Raw genomic sequence first — 14,424 nt, forward strand, 5'->3', positions numbered from 1 at the left:
TGGTCAGGTGATCTCCGGCAGCTCCTGGGCGGCGCCCAGCACCGCACGGAACGGGTCGCCGCGCTCCGCGAGCCGGTCGAGGACGGTCCGGACGGTCCACCGGTCGGGTCGCAGCAGGGGGTCGTCCAGCTCCTCCCACCCGATCGGCACGGAGACGGGAGCGCCCGGCGCCGGCCGCGGCGAGTAGGGCGCGACCAGCGTCTTGTTGATCGCGTTCTGCGTGTAGTCGAGCCGGGCCAGGCCGCCGCGGGCCTTCTTCTCCCACTTCCAGCTGACCAGGTCGGGCACCACCTTCCCGACGGTGCGCGACAGCTTCTCGACCCACGCCCGGGTGTCGTCGAAGGTGTAGCCGTCGACGATCGGGATCCAGATCTGGATGCCGCGCCGCCCGGTCACCTTCGCCCGCGCGGTCACGCCGAGGTGCTCCAGCGCGGTGCGGTGCAGCCGGGCCAGCGCGAGCAGGTCGTCCCAGGAGGTCTCCTCGCCCGGGTCCAGGTCGACGAGCGCGTACGTCGGCTGGTGAGGTGTGGCCGTACGCGATGTCCACGGGTGCCACTCGAGCGCGCCGAAGTTGGCGACCCAGACGAGGGTCGCGGGCTCGGACGCCACGATGTAGGTCTCGGTCTCGCCCGGGTCGGCGTCGGGGTTGTCCCAGCCCTCGACCCAGTCGGGCGCGTGCGACGGACGTGCCTTGTGCCAGAAGCCCTTCCTCTCCGCGCCGTCCGGGTAGCGGTGCAGGTTGAGCGCGCGCCCCTCCAGGTAGGGCAAGGCGACGGGCGCGATCCGGGCGGTGTAGGCGAGCAGCTCGCGCTTGGTGATGGGCGGGCCGTCCCCGTCGGGAGCCGGGAAGAGCACCTTGTCCAGGTTGGTCACCTTGAGCGAGCGCCCGAAGACCTCCCAGGTGCCCTCCTTGCCGAGCTCGCCGAGCGCCTCGATCGCCTCGTCGGGCAGCGGGTCGGGCAGGAGCGACACGTCGGCCTCGGCCGCCGGCGCGTCCGAGCGCCAGAGCCGGTCGGGGTCGGCCTTGACCTCCTCGTTGGTCCGGCCGCTGACGGCCGAGCGCGGGTGCTCCTCCGGGTCCCATCCGTCGACCGCGTGCTCATCGTGCTTGTGCAGCAGCATCCAGTTCTTGCCACCGTCTCCGCGGTCACCCTCGCGCCGGACCAGCACCAGGCGGCCGTGCAGCTTCGACCCGTGCATCTCGGCGTGCAGCTCGCCGTCGCGCACGGCCGCTCCCGGGTCGTCGGTGTGGACCGGCTCCCAGGTGCCGATGTCCCAGACGATGACGTCCCCGCCGCCGTACTCGCCGTGCGGGATCACGCCCTCGAACGTGAGGTACTCGATCGGGTGGTCCTCGACGTGCACGGCGAGGCGGCGTTCGGAGGGGTCCAGGGTCGGACCCTTCGGCACCGCCCAGCTGACCAGCACGCCGTCGATCTCGAAGCGCAGGTCGTAGTGGAGCCGGCTGGCGCGGTGGCGCTGGACGACGAACCGCCGGCCCTCCCCCTCGGCAGGCGTGCCGCCGCGCGGCTCGCTGGTGCGGGTGAAGTCGCGCTTGCGCCGGTAGACCTCCAGCGGGTCGGCTGCCATGTCCGTCAGGTTCCCACCGGCGCGCCGACCAACGCGATAGCCGCGGACCCGGCCTGGGCACCGGCGGCTGATGGAGGCGACCCTGGAGTTCATCGGCACCGCCACGACGCTGTTGCGCCTCGGCGGCCAGACCCTGCTGACCGACCCCGACTTCCGGCCGCGGGGCAAGCGCGCCTACCTCGGCAACGGCCTGTTCTCCAAGCGCCGCACCGACCCGGCCAAGCAGCCCGACGCGCTGCCCCCGCTCGACGGCGTGCTCCTGTCCCACCTGCACGGCGACCACTTCGACCCGGTGGCCCGTGAGCGGCTGGATCGGGACCTGCCGATCCTGACCACGCCTGCGGCCGGCCGCAAGCTGGGCAGGTGGGGGTTCGGGATGGCCCACGGCATGCAGACGTGGGAGACCACCACGCTGGCCGACGGGCTGCGCGTCACCTCCGTGCCGGGCGAGCACGCGCCGTCGTACGCGCGGGCGCTGCTGCCGCCGGTCATGGGCACCGTCGTCGAGGCGAGCGACGGGGCCGGGCCGCCGTTCCGGGTCTACATCACCGGCGACACGCTCTTCCGCCCGTGGCTGCGGGACGTGACCGACCGACTCGGCCCGCTCGACGCGATGGTCATCCACCTCGGCGGAACCCGTGCCCTCGGGCTGCTCGTGACGATGGACGGCGACCAGGGCGCCGACCTCGTCGAGCTGGTCGGGCCTTCTGTCACCGTGCCGGTGCACTACGACGACTACACGGTCTTCCGCTCCCCGCTCGGCGACTTCCTCGAGGCGTGCCGCTCGCGAGGCCTGGCCGGGCGCATCCGGCCGGTCGGGCGAGGCGAGACGGTCTCGCTCACGAGTTGAGCGTTGACTCGGCGCTCGGATCGGGCACCGGAGGAGCACACCGTCCGCGACCCTCCAGGAGCAGAGCCCATGGCCGACGTCACCTTCGATCTCGTCTCCGTCCAGCACACGTGCGAGGGAGGGGCGGCGTGACACACGCACAGGACGCCTGGCCGGCCACGCGCAGTCCGTTGGTCCGGTTCGCCGAGGCGGTCGAGGGCGCCGGAGCGCTCGACGCGGTGGCCCGCACGGTCCGGCCGCTCGCCGACGCACTGGTCGCCGACCCCACCCGCCGCGACGCGCTCCGGGGCAAGTGGCTCGGGCACGCGCTGCACCCCCTGATGACCGACCTGCCGATCGGATTCTGGACGTCGGCCAACGTGCTCGACCTGGTCGGCGGACCGTCGGCCAGGCCTGCGGCCCGGATGCTGACCGGGCTCGGCGTGGCGACGGCGGTGCCGACCGCGATCACCGGATGGGCCGAGTTCGCCGCCCTGGGCACCGACCGTGACCGGCGTACGGCGAGCGCGCATGCGATCGGCAACGCCGTCGCGATCTGGTGCTACACCGGGTCGTGGGTGGCCAGGCGGCGCGGCAACACGTCGGCCGGCGTCGCGCTCGGCCTGGCCGGCGCCACGGTGGCATCCGTCGCGGGCCTGCTCGGCGGGCACCTGGCGGCGGCACGGAGGGTCGCGACGAGGCACCCGGCGTTCGAGAACGGGTGAGCGGACACCTCTTCGTCGTGCACGGGCGCCTGGAGGCGCTCGTGCACGACGCGGCCGTGGTTCCCACCGACGACGACTTCGCGTTCGAGGACACGTGGAGCCCGGTCCTCGGCGACGCCGACCCGGCCGCGCTGCGGCCCGAGGGCTGGCCGGGCGCGGGCCACGGGCGCTGCGCCGACGGCCGACCGCTCTGGTTCGTCAGTGTCGGGCCGGGGCTGGCCGCCGAGGAGCTCGTCGCGCGTGCGACGGCCATCGCCCGGGAGGTCGCCGACGCCGGCGTGGAACCGGCCCTCAACCGGGTCATGCCGCTGCTCGCGGTCCCCGTGATCGGCATCGAGGGCGGCGGCCACTCCGACGATCGCGGCGAGGTCGTCCGATTGCTGCTGCAGGCCCTTCTCGACGTGGTCGCCGACTGTCCGCTCGACGTCGCCCTCGTCACCCCCGAGCGCTCGGTCCACGGCGCGGCCCAGCACGTGCGCGGCGAGGTCCGCCCCGACCGGTTCGCCGACGAGCAGCTTGACGAGGCGGCTCGGCTCGGGACGCTGGCGCGCAAGGGCCGCCTCGCCCTCTTCTTCGGCGCCGGGCTGAGCGTCCCGGCCGGGCTGCCCGGCTGGCGGGCCATGCTCGACCGGCTCGCGCAGGAGGCCGGGACCGATCCCGAGCGGCTCGGCCGGCTCTCCCGGCTCGACCAGGCGCAGCTGCTGCAACGCCGGCTGCCGCAGCTCGGCGAGGCGGTCGTCCGCTCGCTCGGCGAGCACGACCGACCCTCGCTCGGCCACGCCCTGCTGGCCGACCTGGGCTGTCGCGAGGCGGCGACGACCAACTACGACCAGCTCTACGAGCGGGCCGTCGAGGCGACCGGCCGCCCGCGGCCGGCCGTCCTGCCGTGGGAGGCGGTCGGTGACTCCTGGCTGCTCAAGCTGCACGGCGACGTGTCGCGTCCGGAGTCGGTCACCCTGACCAGGCGTGACTTCGTGCGCTTCGACGCCGACGTCCGGCCGGCCGGTGCGCTGCTGCAGGCGCTCCTGCTGACCCGGCACCTCATGCTCGTCGGCGCCTCGCTCGATGACGACAACGTGGTCCGGCTGCTGCGCGAGGTCGAGGTGTTCCGCGAGGACTGCGGCCTGTCCGGCCCGATCGCCACGGTGCTCGACGTGGACGCCGACGAGGCCCGGCGCGAGCTGTGGGGCGACCAGCTCCGCTGGCTCACCCTGCCCGGCGAGGACCTGCCGTCGCGCGCCCGGGCGTTGGAGATCCTCCTCGACGCGGTCGGCTGGCACGCCGTCGACACCGGGTCCTGGCTGCTCGACCCCCGCTTCGCCGGATTGCTTGACGCCGACGGCCGAGTCGCTGCGGAGGAAGCCCGGCGGCTGCGCCGCGAGGTCGAGGAGCAGGGCGAGGAGTGGGCGTCGGTGCGTGACGCGCTGGACCGCGCGGGAGCCTAGGCGACGGTCGGTCCCGGCCGCTGGCGCCGGCCCGGCCAGTGGGTGCCCAGCTCCGTCGCGGCCAGCCCGATGCCGCTCCCGAGGAGCAGCCCGGCGGCCACGTCCACCGGCTCGTGCGCACCCTGGTGGACGCGCGTCCAGGCGGAGAGCCCCACCACGGCCGTCATCACGGCCGTCACCGGACGCGGGACCAGGGGTGCCAGCATGAGGGTGCTGCAGGCCGAGAGGGCGGCGTGTCCGGACGGCATCGAGCCGCCCTCGATCGGAGCGTCGTCGCGCAGCACCGTGGGCTGGACGTAGAGCGGCCGCGGCCGCGGTCGGACCTTCTTCGTCGCCACCTCGATGCCCTTCTCGACCGGCAGGCAGGCGAGCACCACCACGGCCCACCGGCCCTGCCGGCGGACGGCTGCGAGGGCGGCGACCGCCGGCAGCGTCCACGGCGTCCCCCACTGCTGCGGGACGCGCAGCCACGGTTGGCCGCCGCTGTCGTTGACCCGCTCGAACACCGCGCGCTCACGGCGGCCCGGGACCTTCGGGGCGCGGGCCGCGACGACGGCGTACGCCGCCAGCAACCCCGCGGCGCCCAGCCACCGACCTGACACGGAACCCTCCCTCCAGCAGACACGATCGGGTACCCGCGGGCGGCACCCGCACCGCGCCGCGTCTCAACTCCGACACCGGGCGGCCGATGGAGGGTGGACAGTTCCCGGCCAGATAAGCGAGACCTCTGCCATGCCCACGTCGGCACCGCGCCTGCGCAACCACTCCATCAGCGTTCGACTCGGAGGTGTCTTCGTCCTCTGCGGAGCTCTCATCGGCGCCGCCTTCGCGGCCGACACCGTCACCCAGCACCGGGCGGACCGCACGGACGCCAAGATCGTCAAGATCCAGCAGGCGCAGCAGATCGCCGACGACCTGCTCATCCGGATCAACGACATCACCGGTTGGCAGGGCCTCTACCTCGCCGACGCAGCGGCCTACGGCATCGCCAAGGGCATGTCCGCCGACGACTACAACATCCAGGGCTTCGCGACGTCGCGCAAGGGCATCGAGAAGATGTACGCCGACATGGACCGCAGCGTCATGACCGCTGCCGAGCGCAAGGTCATCGACCGCACCGAGGCCAACTTCCAGCAGTTCTTCGACGCCGATGCCGCGCTCCGCGTGGACCTGCAGCAGCACGGGCTCCGTGCGCTGGCGGGCGTCATGGACAGCATCAACGGCGGTACCGCGGGTGAGGCCTGGTCGGCCACGTACGACGCCGCCGCCGACTACCGCAAGCTCATCGACAAGCGCCTGGCGACGATGAAGAAGACGCAGGCCTCGGACCTGTCCACCGGACGTCACATCGTCCAGCTCACGCTGCTGCTGGCCGTCCTCCTCACCGTCGCACTGCTCGTGCTCGTCGCGCGGTCGATCATCCGGCCGGTACGCCGGCTGGTCGACGTCGTCCAGGTCGCGGCCACCGGCCGGCTCGACGTACGCGCCGAGGACGAGGGCCGTGACGAGGTCTCGCAGATGGGTGCGGCGCTCAACGGCCTCCTCGACGGTCTCGCGACCTCGATGAGGGACCTCGACGCCGAGGCGCGGTCGCTGTCAGCCGCCTCCGAGCGGTTGACCGGAGTCTCGGACCAGATGTCGCAGTCCGCCGCGTCGTCGGCCAACCAGGCCCAGCTCGTCGCCGAGTCGGCCGACCTGGTCTCCAGCAACGTCCACACCGTCGCCAAGGGCACCGAGGAGATGGCCGCCTCCATCCAGGAGATCGCGCGCAGCGCCGCCGAGGCCGCCGGGACGGCCGCCCAGGCGGTCGGCGCGGCCGAGGCGACCAGCGTGACGATCGCCCGCCTGGGCTCGTCGTCCGCCCAGATCGGCGACGTCGTCAAGCTGATCACCTCGATCGCCGAGCAGACCAACCTCCTCGCGCTCAACGCCACCATCGAGGCGGCCCGAGCCGGCGAGACCGGCAAGGGCTTCGCCGTGGTCGCCAACGAGGTCAAGGAGCTGGCGTCGAAGACGGCCCGCGCCACCGAGGACATCAGCCGCCAGATCGAGGCCATCCAGGCCGACACCGGCCAGGCGGTCACCGCGATCAACGAGATCAGCGAGGTCATCGGCCACATCAACGCCAGCCAGACGACCATCGCCTCGGCCGTGGAGCAGCAGACCGCCACGACCAACCACATGGGCCGCAACGTCGGCCAGGCGGCGTCCGGCTCGAGCAACATCGCCGAGGCGGTCTCCGGTGTCGCGAAGGCGGCCAACGAGAGCCACGCGGCCGCCGGCAGCACCAGCGAGGCGGCCGTCGAGCTGGCTCGCACCGCCGGCACGATGCAGGCGCTCGTCGGTCGCTTCAGCTACTGACACGTCCGTCCGACCGGCCCCCTGGCGCGCTCCTGAGCGCGCCAGGGGCCGGTCAGATTCATGCGGTCGGAATGCGGTCGGAATGCGCACCCGGTGCGCACTTCCACCAGTCTCCCGGCGCCACGCGGGCGGAGGCCTGGATCGCTTGGAACCGGCGCAACTGCGACCCCAAGCGGGGCCTCGAGCCGTTGGAGCAAGACGGCTGGGGAGCAACGAAGCGGGCCCGGGCGGTCACACCGGCCCTGACCGACCGACGGTTCCGGGGTGGTGACGACGGCGGCGGATCCCCGCCAGTAGGCTCCGTCGGAAGCTCCATCCCGTACAGGGTTCCGTACATTCCGTAGAGGGTTCCGTAGAGGGCCCGTCGATCGAAGAGTGGAACCCGCGGGCCCTTAGCTCAATTGGCAGAGCAGCGGACTTTTAATCCGTTAGTTGTGGGTTCGAGTCCCACAGGGCCTACTCCGTGAGACCGACCGCTGTCCGCACGCGCATGGCGGAGTTCCATCGTCGCCATCCGATCAGGACCTAGGTCCCGTCCGGACCAGACCCGTTCGGACGATTCCGTGAGGGACCGCGGGAACCTACCGTTTCACCATGTCAGACGACTCGCCGGAGCCAGCGCGCGCCGAAGACCGTGTCTTCGACCTGTGGCTCGCCCACCGCGACGGCGAGCAGCCCACCGGTTCGGCGCGCGAACGCACCCGGGTCCCCAGCTGGGCACCACCCGTCGCCACGCCGCACGTCGACCCCGTGCCCGAGCCGGCTCCTGTCGAGACCGTCGCAGAGCCGGCCTTCGCTGACCCGCTCGGCGCGCCAGCTCCGGAGCCGATCCCGGTGCCGACGACGACGGTCGCCGAGACCCCAGTCGAGCCGGCGCCCGCCCACGCCATGCCGGTTGAGGACACGATCGATCCGACGCCCGCCGACGAGGCGATGCCCGTCGTCGACGTGGCAAGCGACGTCGCCGAGCCCGACATCGAGCCCGACATCGAGCCCGCCGTCGAGCCTGCGCCCACGCAGGACCTCCCTGCCGTCGAGCTGCCGATCCTGGCCGACGAGCCCGTCGCGGAGCCCGTCGCGGAGCCGGTCACGGAGCCGGCCGCAAAGCCCGCGACCGGGCCGACCGACGAGGCTCCCGTCCGGATGACCTTCGCCCCGCGCACCAAGGCCCGGACGGCCGTCGCCATCGGCACCCTGCTGGCGGCCGCGGCAGCGGTGATCGGCACCTTCGTCGCGAGCCGGGAGCAGGACACCCCGAGCATCGGCATCGCCGTGACGCTGTGGGTCCTCACCGGGATCATCTGGGCGGTCCACTCCGGCACCAGCGTCACCCGCATGTCCGTGCGCGGCGGTCAGCTGCAGGTGGTCCAGCACGGGGTACGCACGACCATCGACCTGACCAGCACCTACACGCCCGTCGAGGTGCACGGCCGGCCCGGTCGGCACGGCTGGAAGGTCGTCTTCCGCCGGCGTGACATGAGCCAGTTCGTGATCGACCCGTCGATGGTCGACCCGAACGAGTTCATGCGCGTGCTGCGCTACTACCGCCCCGGGATCGACGAGCTGGCCTAGCGTTCAGGCCGGCTGGTGCACCCCGCGCTCGCCGGCGTCGGTCAGCCGGACCTCCTCGGCCGCCTGCTCCTCGAGCTCCTTGCGGCGCGTCTCGTCGGCCGCGGCCCGCTCGGCGTCGTACTGACCCGGAGGTGAGACGAGCGAGGACGCGCCACCCTCGAGCCGTTCGAGCGCCGACCGGCCGAAGATCTGCTGCAGCGTCGTCGTGCGCTCGGCGCGGTCGCTGCCCAGGAACGAGACGAACCAGTGCATCACCGCGGTGACGCGGTTCTTGAAGCCGGTGATGTAGAAGAGGTGCACGACCAGCCACATCAGCCACGCGACGAAGCCGGTGAGCTTGAGGTTCCCGATCGACGCGACGGCGCGGAAGCGGCTGATGGTGGCCATCGAGCCCTTGTCGAAGTACTTGAACGGGCCCGCCGACGGCTTGCCCTCGAGCCGCCGCTCGATCTCCTTGGCGGCGTGCTTCGCGCCCTGGATCGCGACCTGTGCGACACCGGGCAGGTGGTCGAGGTTGATCATGTCGCCGACGACGAAGACCTCCGGGTGGCCGGGGAGCGTCAGGTCGGGGTTGACCGAGATCCGGCCGGCCCGGTCCAGTGGCGCTCCGGTCTGCTCCGAGAGGGTCTTGCCGAGCGGCGACGCGGAGACGCCGGCCGCCCAGATCTTGGTGACCGACTCGATGCGCTCGACGCGGCCGTCCTTGAACTTCCACTCCAGGCCGCGCTCGTCGACGTTGGTCACCATCGCGCCGAGGACGACGTCGATGCCGAGCTTCTCCAGCGCGACCTTGGTCTTCTCGCCGAGCTTGGCGCCGAAGGGCGGCAGCACCTGCGGCGCGGCGTCGACGAGGATCACGCGGGCGTGCTCGGTGCGGATGTGCTTGAAGTCCCGCTTGAGCGTACGCCGGGCGAGCTCGGCGATCTGTCCGGCCAGCTCGACACCCGTCGGACCGGCACCGACCACCACGAACGTGAGCAGGTGCTCGAACGACTCCCCGCGCTGGGCGGCGAGCTCGGCCAGCTCGAAGGAGCCGAAGATGCGGCCGCGCAGCTCCAGCGCGTCGTCGATGCTCTTCATGCCGGGGGCGAACTCGGCGAAGTGGTCGTTGCCGAAGTAGGACTGCCCCGCGCCGGCGGCGACGATCAGCGAGTCATAGCTCACCGTGGTCGGCCGGCCGAGCAGCTGGGACGTGACGGTGCGGGCCTCCAGGTCGATGTCGGTGACCTCGCCCAGTAGGACCGTCGCGTTCTTCTGCTTGTGCAGGACCTCGCGGGTGGGCGGCGCGATCTCGCCCTGGGAGAGGATGCCCGTCGCGACCTGGTAGAGCAGCGGCTGGAACAGGTGGTGCGTCGTCTTCGCGATCATCGTGACGTCGACGTCGGCCCGCTTGAGAGCCTTCGCGCCGAACAGGCCGCCGAATCCGGACCCGATCACCACAACCTGGTGACGATCTGACATGTCCCTACCTCTCCGTTGCCGCACAGCCGTCCCATTGGAACGTTCAAGACCATTGTGTCGCGGGTTGTCCTCAGGCTCAAAGCGGTACCCCGTCTCCATCGTCACACTCGGGGGGGACGAGGTCACGAGCGCCGTCGGGCTCGAATTGCGCCGCAGTGGTTTGGGACCCCGGAGGCTCGGGTATATCCCCCGAAGCTCTCGGACGTCTCAGCTCCACCGGAGGACCCTAGTGCCGCTCAGTAGACCGGCCCTCACCCTGGCGCCAGGGCCGAAGGGCGTTCAGGACGCGCGCCGCTGGATCGTCCGGGTCTTTCGTGACATCTCCCGCTACGAGCTCCTGGACTGCGCCGAGCTGGGGGTCTCCGAGCTGGTCTCCAATGCGATCCTGCACGGCGCCGACCCGATCCAGGTGCGGGTGCGCGGGACGACCGACCACCCCCGCGTCGAGGTCCGCGACGCCTCCGTCGAGCAGCCTGTCCTGCCCGCCCCGCTCGCCCTCGACCGCGACGACGACCTGCTCCTCACCTTCGGCCGTGGCCTGTCGATCGTCGCGCGCAGCTCCTGCGCCTGGGGCGCCGAGATCGAGGCCGACGGCAAGGTCGTGTGGTTCGAGCCGGCGCCGGACTTCGCCACGGACGGCGTCGACGGCATGATCAGCGTGCTCGCGCCCGCCGCCCAGCCGCACACTGCCGAAGACCTCATCGACATCGTGATCCTGGGCGTGCCGCTCCAGCTCTATGTCGGCTTCCAGGCCCACTTCCGCGAGCTGCGACGCGAGGTCCGCCTCCTCGCCCTCGCCCACGCCGCCGACTATCCGCTCGCCGACGACCTCTCCGACCTGTTCAAGGCCCTCGAGACCGACCTGCACACGGGCATCGGGCTCACCGAGTTCCTCGAGGCGCCGGCCGAGGGCTCACCGTCGGCCGACCTCACCGTGCGGATGCCGCGCTCGGCCGCGCCCACCTTGGAGCGGTTCCTCCACCTCCTCGACCTCGCCGACGAGTTCTGCCGCCAGAAGCGCCTGCTCTCCCTCGCCCGCACGGAGGAGCAGCGGATCTTCCAGACCTGGTTCCTGGGCGAGTACGTCCGACAGGCCTCCGGCCATCACCCCTTGCCGTGGCGCGGCGTCGCCGAGCCGCTCCACCAGCTCGCTCAGTAGACTCGCGGACCGATGGCGGTGGGGCTCGCCGACAACCGCGGCCGACGCCGCCGACAGTCCCTACCTGATGCAGAGGTAGGAGGAGTCCGCACCGATGAGCCCCGAGCGCGAAGACCGGGATCACCACCTGGAGCACTCCGTCGAGGCCGACCTGCACCGGCTGCCGGTCGACTCCGACGTGTCAGCCACGCCCTCGCCACTCCCGCTCCGCGAGCTGGTCGCTCAGCACGCCGACCTGGTGCCGGTCATCGCCGTCGGCGGCGCGCTCGGGTCGCTTGCCCGCTGGGGCCTCTCCGAGGCGCTCCCCCACGGGGCGTCCGAGGTGGCCTGGGGGACGGTGGTCGTCAACGTCGCAGGGTCGTTCCTGCTCGGCCTCCTGATGGCCTTCGTCCTCGACGTCTGGGCGCACCGGCGCTATGTCCGGCCCTTCCTCGGCGTCGGGCTCCTCGGCGGGTTCACCACGTTCTCGACCTACGAGCTGGACGCGCGCGGGCTGGTCGCCAGCCACCATCCGGTGCTCGCGCTGGCCTATGTCGGTGGCTCGATCCTCGCCGGACTCGTCGCGGTCACGATCGGCGTGGTCGCCGGCCGCGTCTGGATCGACGTCCGTCGTACGCCGGAGGGCCGCTCGTGACGGCGGTGCTGGTGGTCCTGGGCGGACTGGTCGGGGCCCCGGCCCGCTACCTGACCGACCTGCTCGTGCAGTCGCGGCACTCCTCGCGGCTGCCCTGGGGGACGCTGACCGTCAACGTGGCCGGCTCGCTCGTCCTCGGCGTGGTGGCCGGTCTGTCCGTCGCGGGCCACGTCTCCCCCTGGGTGTTCACGGTCGTGGGGGTCGGCTTCTGCGGGGCACTGACGACCTTCTCGACGTTCTCCTTCGAGACCTTCCGGCTGCTCGACGAGCGGCGCTGGGGCACGGCGCTGGTCAACGTGGCCGGCTCGATCCTGCTCGGCCTCGCCGCGGTGTCGCTCGGGTTCTGGGTGGGCTCCCTCGGCTGATCGACCGGCTGGCTGTCAGGCCCAGCCCAGCTCGTGCAACCGCTCGTCCGAGATCCCGAAGTGGTGCGCCACCTCGTGCACGACGGTGACCCGGACCTCCTCGACGAGCTGCTGCTCGGAGTCGCAGTAGCGCTGCAGCGGACCGCGGAAGACCAGGATCCGGTCCGGGAGGTCGCCCGCGTAGCGCGAGTCACGCTCGGTCATCGCCACGCCGTCGTAGAGCCCGAGCAGGTCGCGCGGCTCGTCCTCGGGCGGCTCCTCCTCGACCAGGACGACGAGGTTCTCCACACGCGCGGCCAACGACGCCGGGATGAGGTCGAGCGCATCGTCGACGAGCTGGTCGAAACGCTCGGCGGACACGTTGATGGGCACGCCTCCCACTCTGGCAGGAGCCCCGAAATGCGAGAACGAGGTGGTGCCGGCTCGACCGGCACACACCTCGTTGTCGTGAAGCGACCCCGACGGGACTCGAACCCGCGGCCTCCGCCGTGACAGGGCGGCGCGCTAACCAACTGCGCTACGGGGCCTTGCTCTCTGCTCCCTTGCGGGAACGAGGGAACTCTAGCCGATGGTGTCCGGCGCTTCCCAATCGGCGTAGGCACCCGCCGCCGGATCTGCGATCCTCGGGGGAGACACCGTCGAGGAGGTCGCGTTGTACTGGTTCCTGAAGTGGGTCCTGGTCGGCCCGTTCGTGCGCCTGCTCGCCCGTCCCACCGTCACCGGGCACCTGCCGAAGCGCGGGCCGGTCGTCCTCGCCCCGAACCACCGCACCGAGATCGAGTCGGTCGTGCTCGGTGTCGCACTCCGCCGACGGATCACGTATGTCGCGAAGAGCGACTACTTCGACCGAGGCGCACTCGGCGCGCGGCTCTATGGCCTGCTCTGCCGGGCGACCGGACAGATCCCCATCATCCGCTCCGGCAACGGCGTCGCCGATCCGGCCCTCGACGCGGCACGCGGCCTGCTCGACCGCGGTGGCGTGTGGGCGATCTACCCCGAGGGCACCCGCTCCCCCGACGGACGGCTCTACCGCGGCCATACCGGCGTCATGCGGGTCGCGCTCAGCCGCCCGGACGCCACGGTGATCCCCGTCGGGATCCTCGGTGCCGAGACCGTAGGCCTCGGTCGGCCCGGCAGGGTGGAGATCCGCCTCGGCGCTCCCCTCGACCTCAGCCGCTGGCACGGACGCGCGGACGATCCGCAGGCCTGGCGGGAGGCGACCGACGCGCTCATGCGCGAGATCCGGGAGCTCACCCAGCAGGAGTACGTCGACCGCCATCCCACCGTCGACGAGGTCGCGCGGCGAAACGCCGCCTGAACCCGGAATAACCGGAGACTGCGTCCCCTTATGCTGGGGAGACGGCTTCGGTGACAGGCAGGTGATCTTCGATGGCTCTGACGACCATGTGCGCGCGAGACGTGGGCACGACGGCGGTGCTGCGCGCCCGCTCGGCGGTGCGCGAGATCGGGATCATCGCCCTGCTGTACGTCGGCTACTCGGCCGCTCGCACGCTGGCCGACGGCCGGCTCGGCCCGGCGCTGGTGCGCGCGGCCGACATCGCCCATCTCGAGCAGATGCTCCACGTGCCCGGCGAGCTGGAGCTGAACCGCTTCCTGACGATGCACGGCTGGCTCGGGCTGGCCGCCGACTACTGGTACGCCAGCGCGCACTACGTCGTCACCGGCCTGGTCCTGATCTGGCTCTTCCGCCGCGGGCAGGACGTCTACGTGCCGGCTCGGCGCGCGCTCGCGGTGGCCACCATCGTCGCGCTCGGGTTCTACCTGACCATCCCCACCGCACCGCCCCGGATGCTGCCCGGCTTCACCGACGTGATGGCCCTCCACTCCGACATCGGCTGGTGGGGGTCGGACGCCTCCGCGCCGAAGGGTCTCGGCGGGATGACCAACGAGCTGGCGGCGTTCCCCTCGATGCACGCCGGCTGGGCGCTCTGGGTGGCGCTCGGGATCTGGAGTGCGACCCGCTCGAAGCTGCTCCGCGGCGCGGGCGTGGCCTACGCCCTGCTGACCGGCATCGTCGTCATCGCCACCGCCAACCACTGGATCGTCGACGTCGTCGTCGGCCAGCTCATCGTGCTGGCCGTCTGGTTCGGCGTGACCCACCACCGCCGGCGTACGACGACGGTGCCGGTCGCCTCCGAGGACCCGCTCCGCGAGACCCAGGCCGCGTAGGTCCCGTGCCGAGGAGCCGCTCCGGTGCTGGATGGGCGCCGGCCGTCCCGGTCGGTCGGCCCGGCCGTCTGTTGAAAACAGATGACTCGGGCA

General features: G+C 72.0%; 14 protein-coding genes and 2 tRNA genes. 11 read left to right on the forward strand and 5 right to left on the reverse strand.

Translation table 11 applies throughout. The features are described from left to right. Positions 1 to 3: 3 nt before the first annotated feature. Entirely contained in the window at positions 4 to 1,590 is a 1,587-nt protein-coding gene (locus tag BM236_RS09140) for a non-homologous end-joining DNA ligase LigD (protein WP_091122732.1), read from the reverse strand. Positions 1,591 to 1,660: 70 nt separating this feature from the next. Between BM236_RS09140 and BM236_RS09145 the strand changes: the two genes are divergently transcribed. The 3 genes from BM236_RS09145 (at position 1,661) to BM236_RS09155 (ending at position 4,589) form a co-directional block, all read left to right on the forward strand. Then, on the forward strand, positions 1,661 to 2,440 hold the full coding sequence (locus tag BM236_RS09145; RefSeq protein ID WP_091122735.1) for an MBL fold metallo-hydrolase: 780 nt from the start codon (positions 1,661 to 1,663) through the stop codon (positions 2,438 to 2,440). 128 nt (positions 2,441 to 2,568) lie between these two features. Next, a complete protein-coding gene (locus BM236_RS09150; protein WP_091122738.1) occupies positions 2,569 to 3,144 on the forward strand; it encodes a DUF2231 domain-containing protein in 576 nt (191 codons plus the stop codon). Beyond that, positions 3,141 to 4,589, forward strand: coding sequence for an SIR2 family protein (locus tag BM236_RS09155; protein ID WP_091122741.1), 1,449 nt, complete (start codon positions 3,141 to 3,143; stop codon positions 4,587 to 4,589). Before BM236_RS09150 ends, BM236_RS09155 begins: the two co-directional genes overlap by 4 nt. Here the strand turns inward: BM236_RS09155 and BM236_RS19505 are convergent. Continuing rightward, positions 4,586 to 5,191, reverse strand: a complete 606-nt coding sequence (locus tag BM236_RS19505; RefSeq protein ID WP_091122743.1) for a phosphatase PAP2 family protein — start codon at positions 5,189 to 5,191, stop codon at positions 4,586 to 4,588. The two genes, BM236_RS09155 and BM236_RS19505, sit on opposite strands and share 4 nt — an antisense overlap. 130 nt (positions 5,192 to 5,321) lie before the next feature. Here BM236_RS19505 and BM236_RS09165 point away from each other — a divergent pair, with 130 nt between their 5' ends. The 3 genes from BM236_RS09165 to BM236_RS09175 all read left to right on the forward strand — a co-directional run bounded on the left by BM236_RS09165 (position 5,322) and on the right by BM236_RS09175 (position 8,522). After that, positions 5,322 to 6,950 (forward strand): methyl-accepting chemotaxis protein, encoded by a 1,629-nt coding sequence (locus tag BM236_RS09165; RefSeq protein ID WP_091122745.1) that lies wholly within the window; start codon positions 5,322 to 5,324, stop codon positions 6,948 to 6,950. A gap of 386 nt (positions 6,951 to 7,336) precedes the next feature. After that, positions 7,337 to 7,409, forward strand: a tRNA-Lys gene (locus BM236_RS09170). 135 nt (positions 7,410 to 7,544) lie between these two features. Then, a complete protein-coding gene (locus tag BM236_RS09175) occupies positions 7,545 to 8,522 on the forward strand; it encodes a hypothetical protein (RefSeq protein WP_091122748.1) in 978 nt (325 codons plus the stop codon). A gap of 3 nt (positions 8,523 to 8,525) precedes the next feature. Here BM236_RS09175 and BM236_RS09180 read toward each other — a convergent pair whose 3' ends face one another. After that, positions 8,526 to 9,983, reverse strand: coding sequence for an NAD(P)/FAD-dependent oxidoreductase (locus BM236_RS09180; protein ID WP_091122750.1), 1,458 nt, complete (start codon positions 9,981 to 9,983; stop codon positions 8,526 to 8,528). A gap of 229 nt (positions 9,984 to 10,212) precedes the next feature. Between BM236_RS09180 and BM236_RS09185 the strand changes: the two genes are divergently transcribed. From BM236_RS09185 to crcB, 3 genes are all read left to right on the forward strand, one after another. Next, entirely contained in the window at positions 10,213 to 11,142 is a 930-nt protein-coding gene (locus tag BM236_RS09185; protein ID WP_091122752.1) for an ATP-binding protein, read from the forward strand. Positions 11,143 to 11,236: 94 nt separating this feature from the next. After that, positions 11,237 to 11,776, forward strand: coding sequence for a fluoride efflux transporter FluC (locus tag BM236_RS09190; RefSeq protein ID WP_091122755.1), 540 nt, complete (start codon positions 11,237 to 11,239; stop codon positions 11,774 to 11,776). Beyond that, complete coding sequence (crcB, locus tag BM236_RS09195) at positions 11,773 to 12,141, forward strand: fluoride efflux transporter CrcB (protein ID WP_091122757.1); 369 nt, start codon at positions 11,773 to 11,775, stop codon at positions 12,139 to 12,141. The genes BM236_RS09190 and crcB overlap by 4 nt, the downstream gene beginning before the upstream one ends. A 15-nt stretch (positions 12,142 to 12,156) precedes the next feature. Here crcB and BM236_RS09200 read toward each other — a convergent pair whose 3' ends face one another. After that, positions 12,157 to 12,513: a metallopeptidase family protein gene (locus BM236_RS09200; RefSeq protein WP_091122759.1), complete on the reverse strand. Its 357-nt coding sequence runs from the start codon at positions 12,511 to 12,513 to the stop codon at positions 12,157 to 12,159. A gap of 81 nt (positions 12,514 to 12,594) precedes the next feature. Next, positions 12,595 to 12,668: transfer RNA gene (locus tag BM236_RS09205), tRNA-Asp, on the reverse strand. A 125-nt stretch (positions 12,669 to 12,793) separates the two neighbouring features. Here BM236_RS09205 and BM236_RS09210 point away from each other — a divergent pair. Together BM236_RS09210 and BM236_RS09215 are read left to right on the forward strand one after the other, a co-directional pair. Then, positions 12,794 to 13,459: a lysophospholipid acyltransferase family protein gene (locus BM236_RS09210; RefSeq protein WP_091122760.1), complete on the forward strand. Its 666-nt coding sequence runs from the start codon at positions 12,794 to 12,796 to the stop codon at positions 13,457 to 13,459. Between the two features lie 71 nt (positions 13,460 to 13,530). After that, a complete protein-coding gene (locus BM236_RS09215; RefSeq protein ID WP_245750227.1) occupies positions 13,531 to 14,331 on the forward strand; it encodes a phosphatase PAP2 family protein in 801 nt (266 codons plus the stop codon). Positions 14,332 to 14,424 lie beyond the last annotated feature (93 nt).

The organism is Nocardioides terrae, from assembly GCF_900112345.1.
GTDB classification, from domain to species: domain Bacteria; phylum Actinomycetota; class Actinomycetes; order Propionibacteriales; family Nocardioidaceae; genus Nocardioides; species Nocardioides terrae.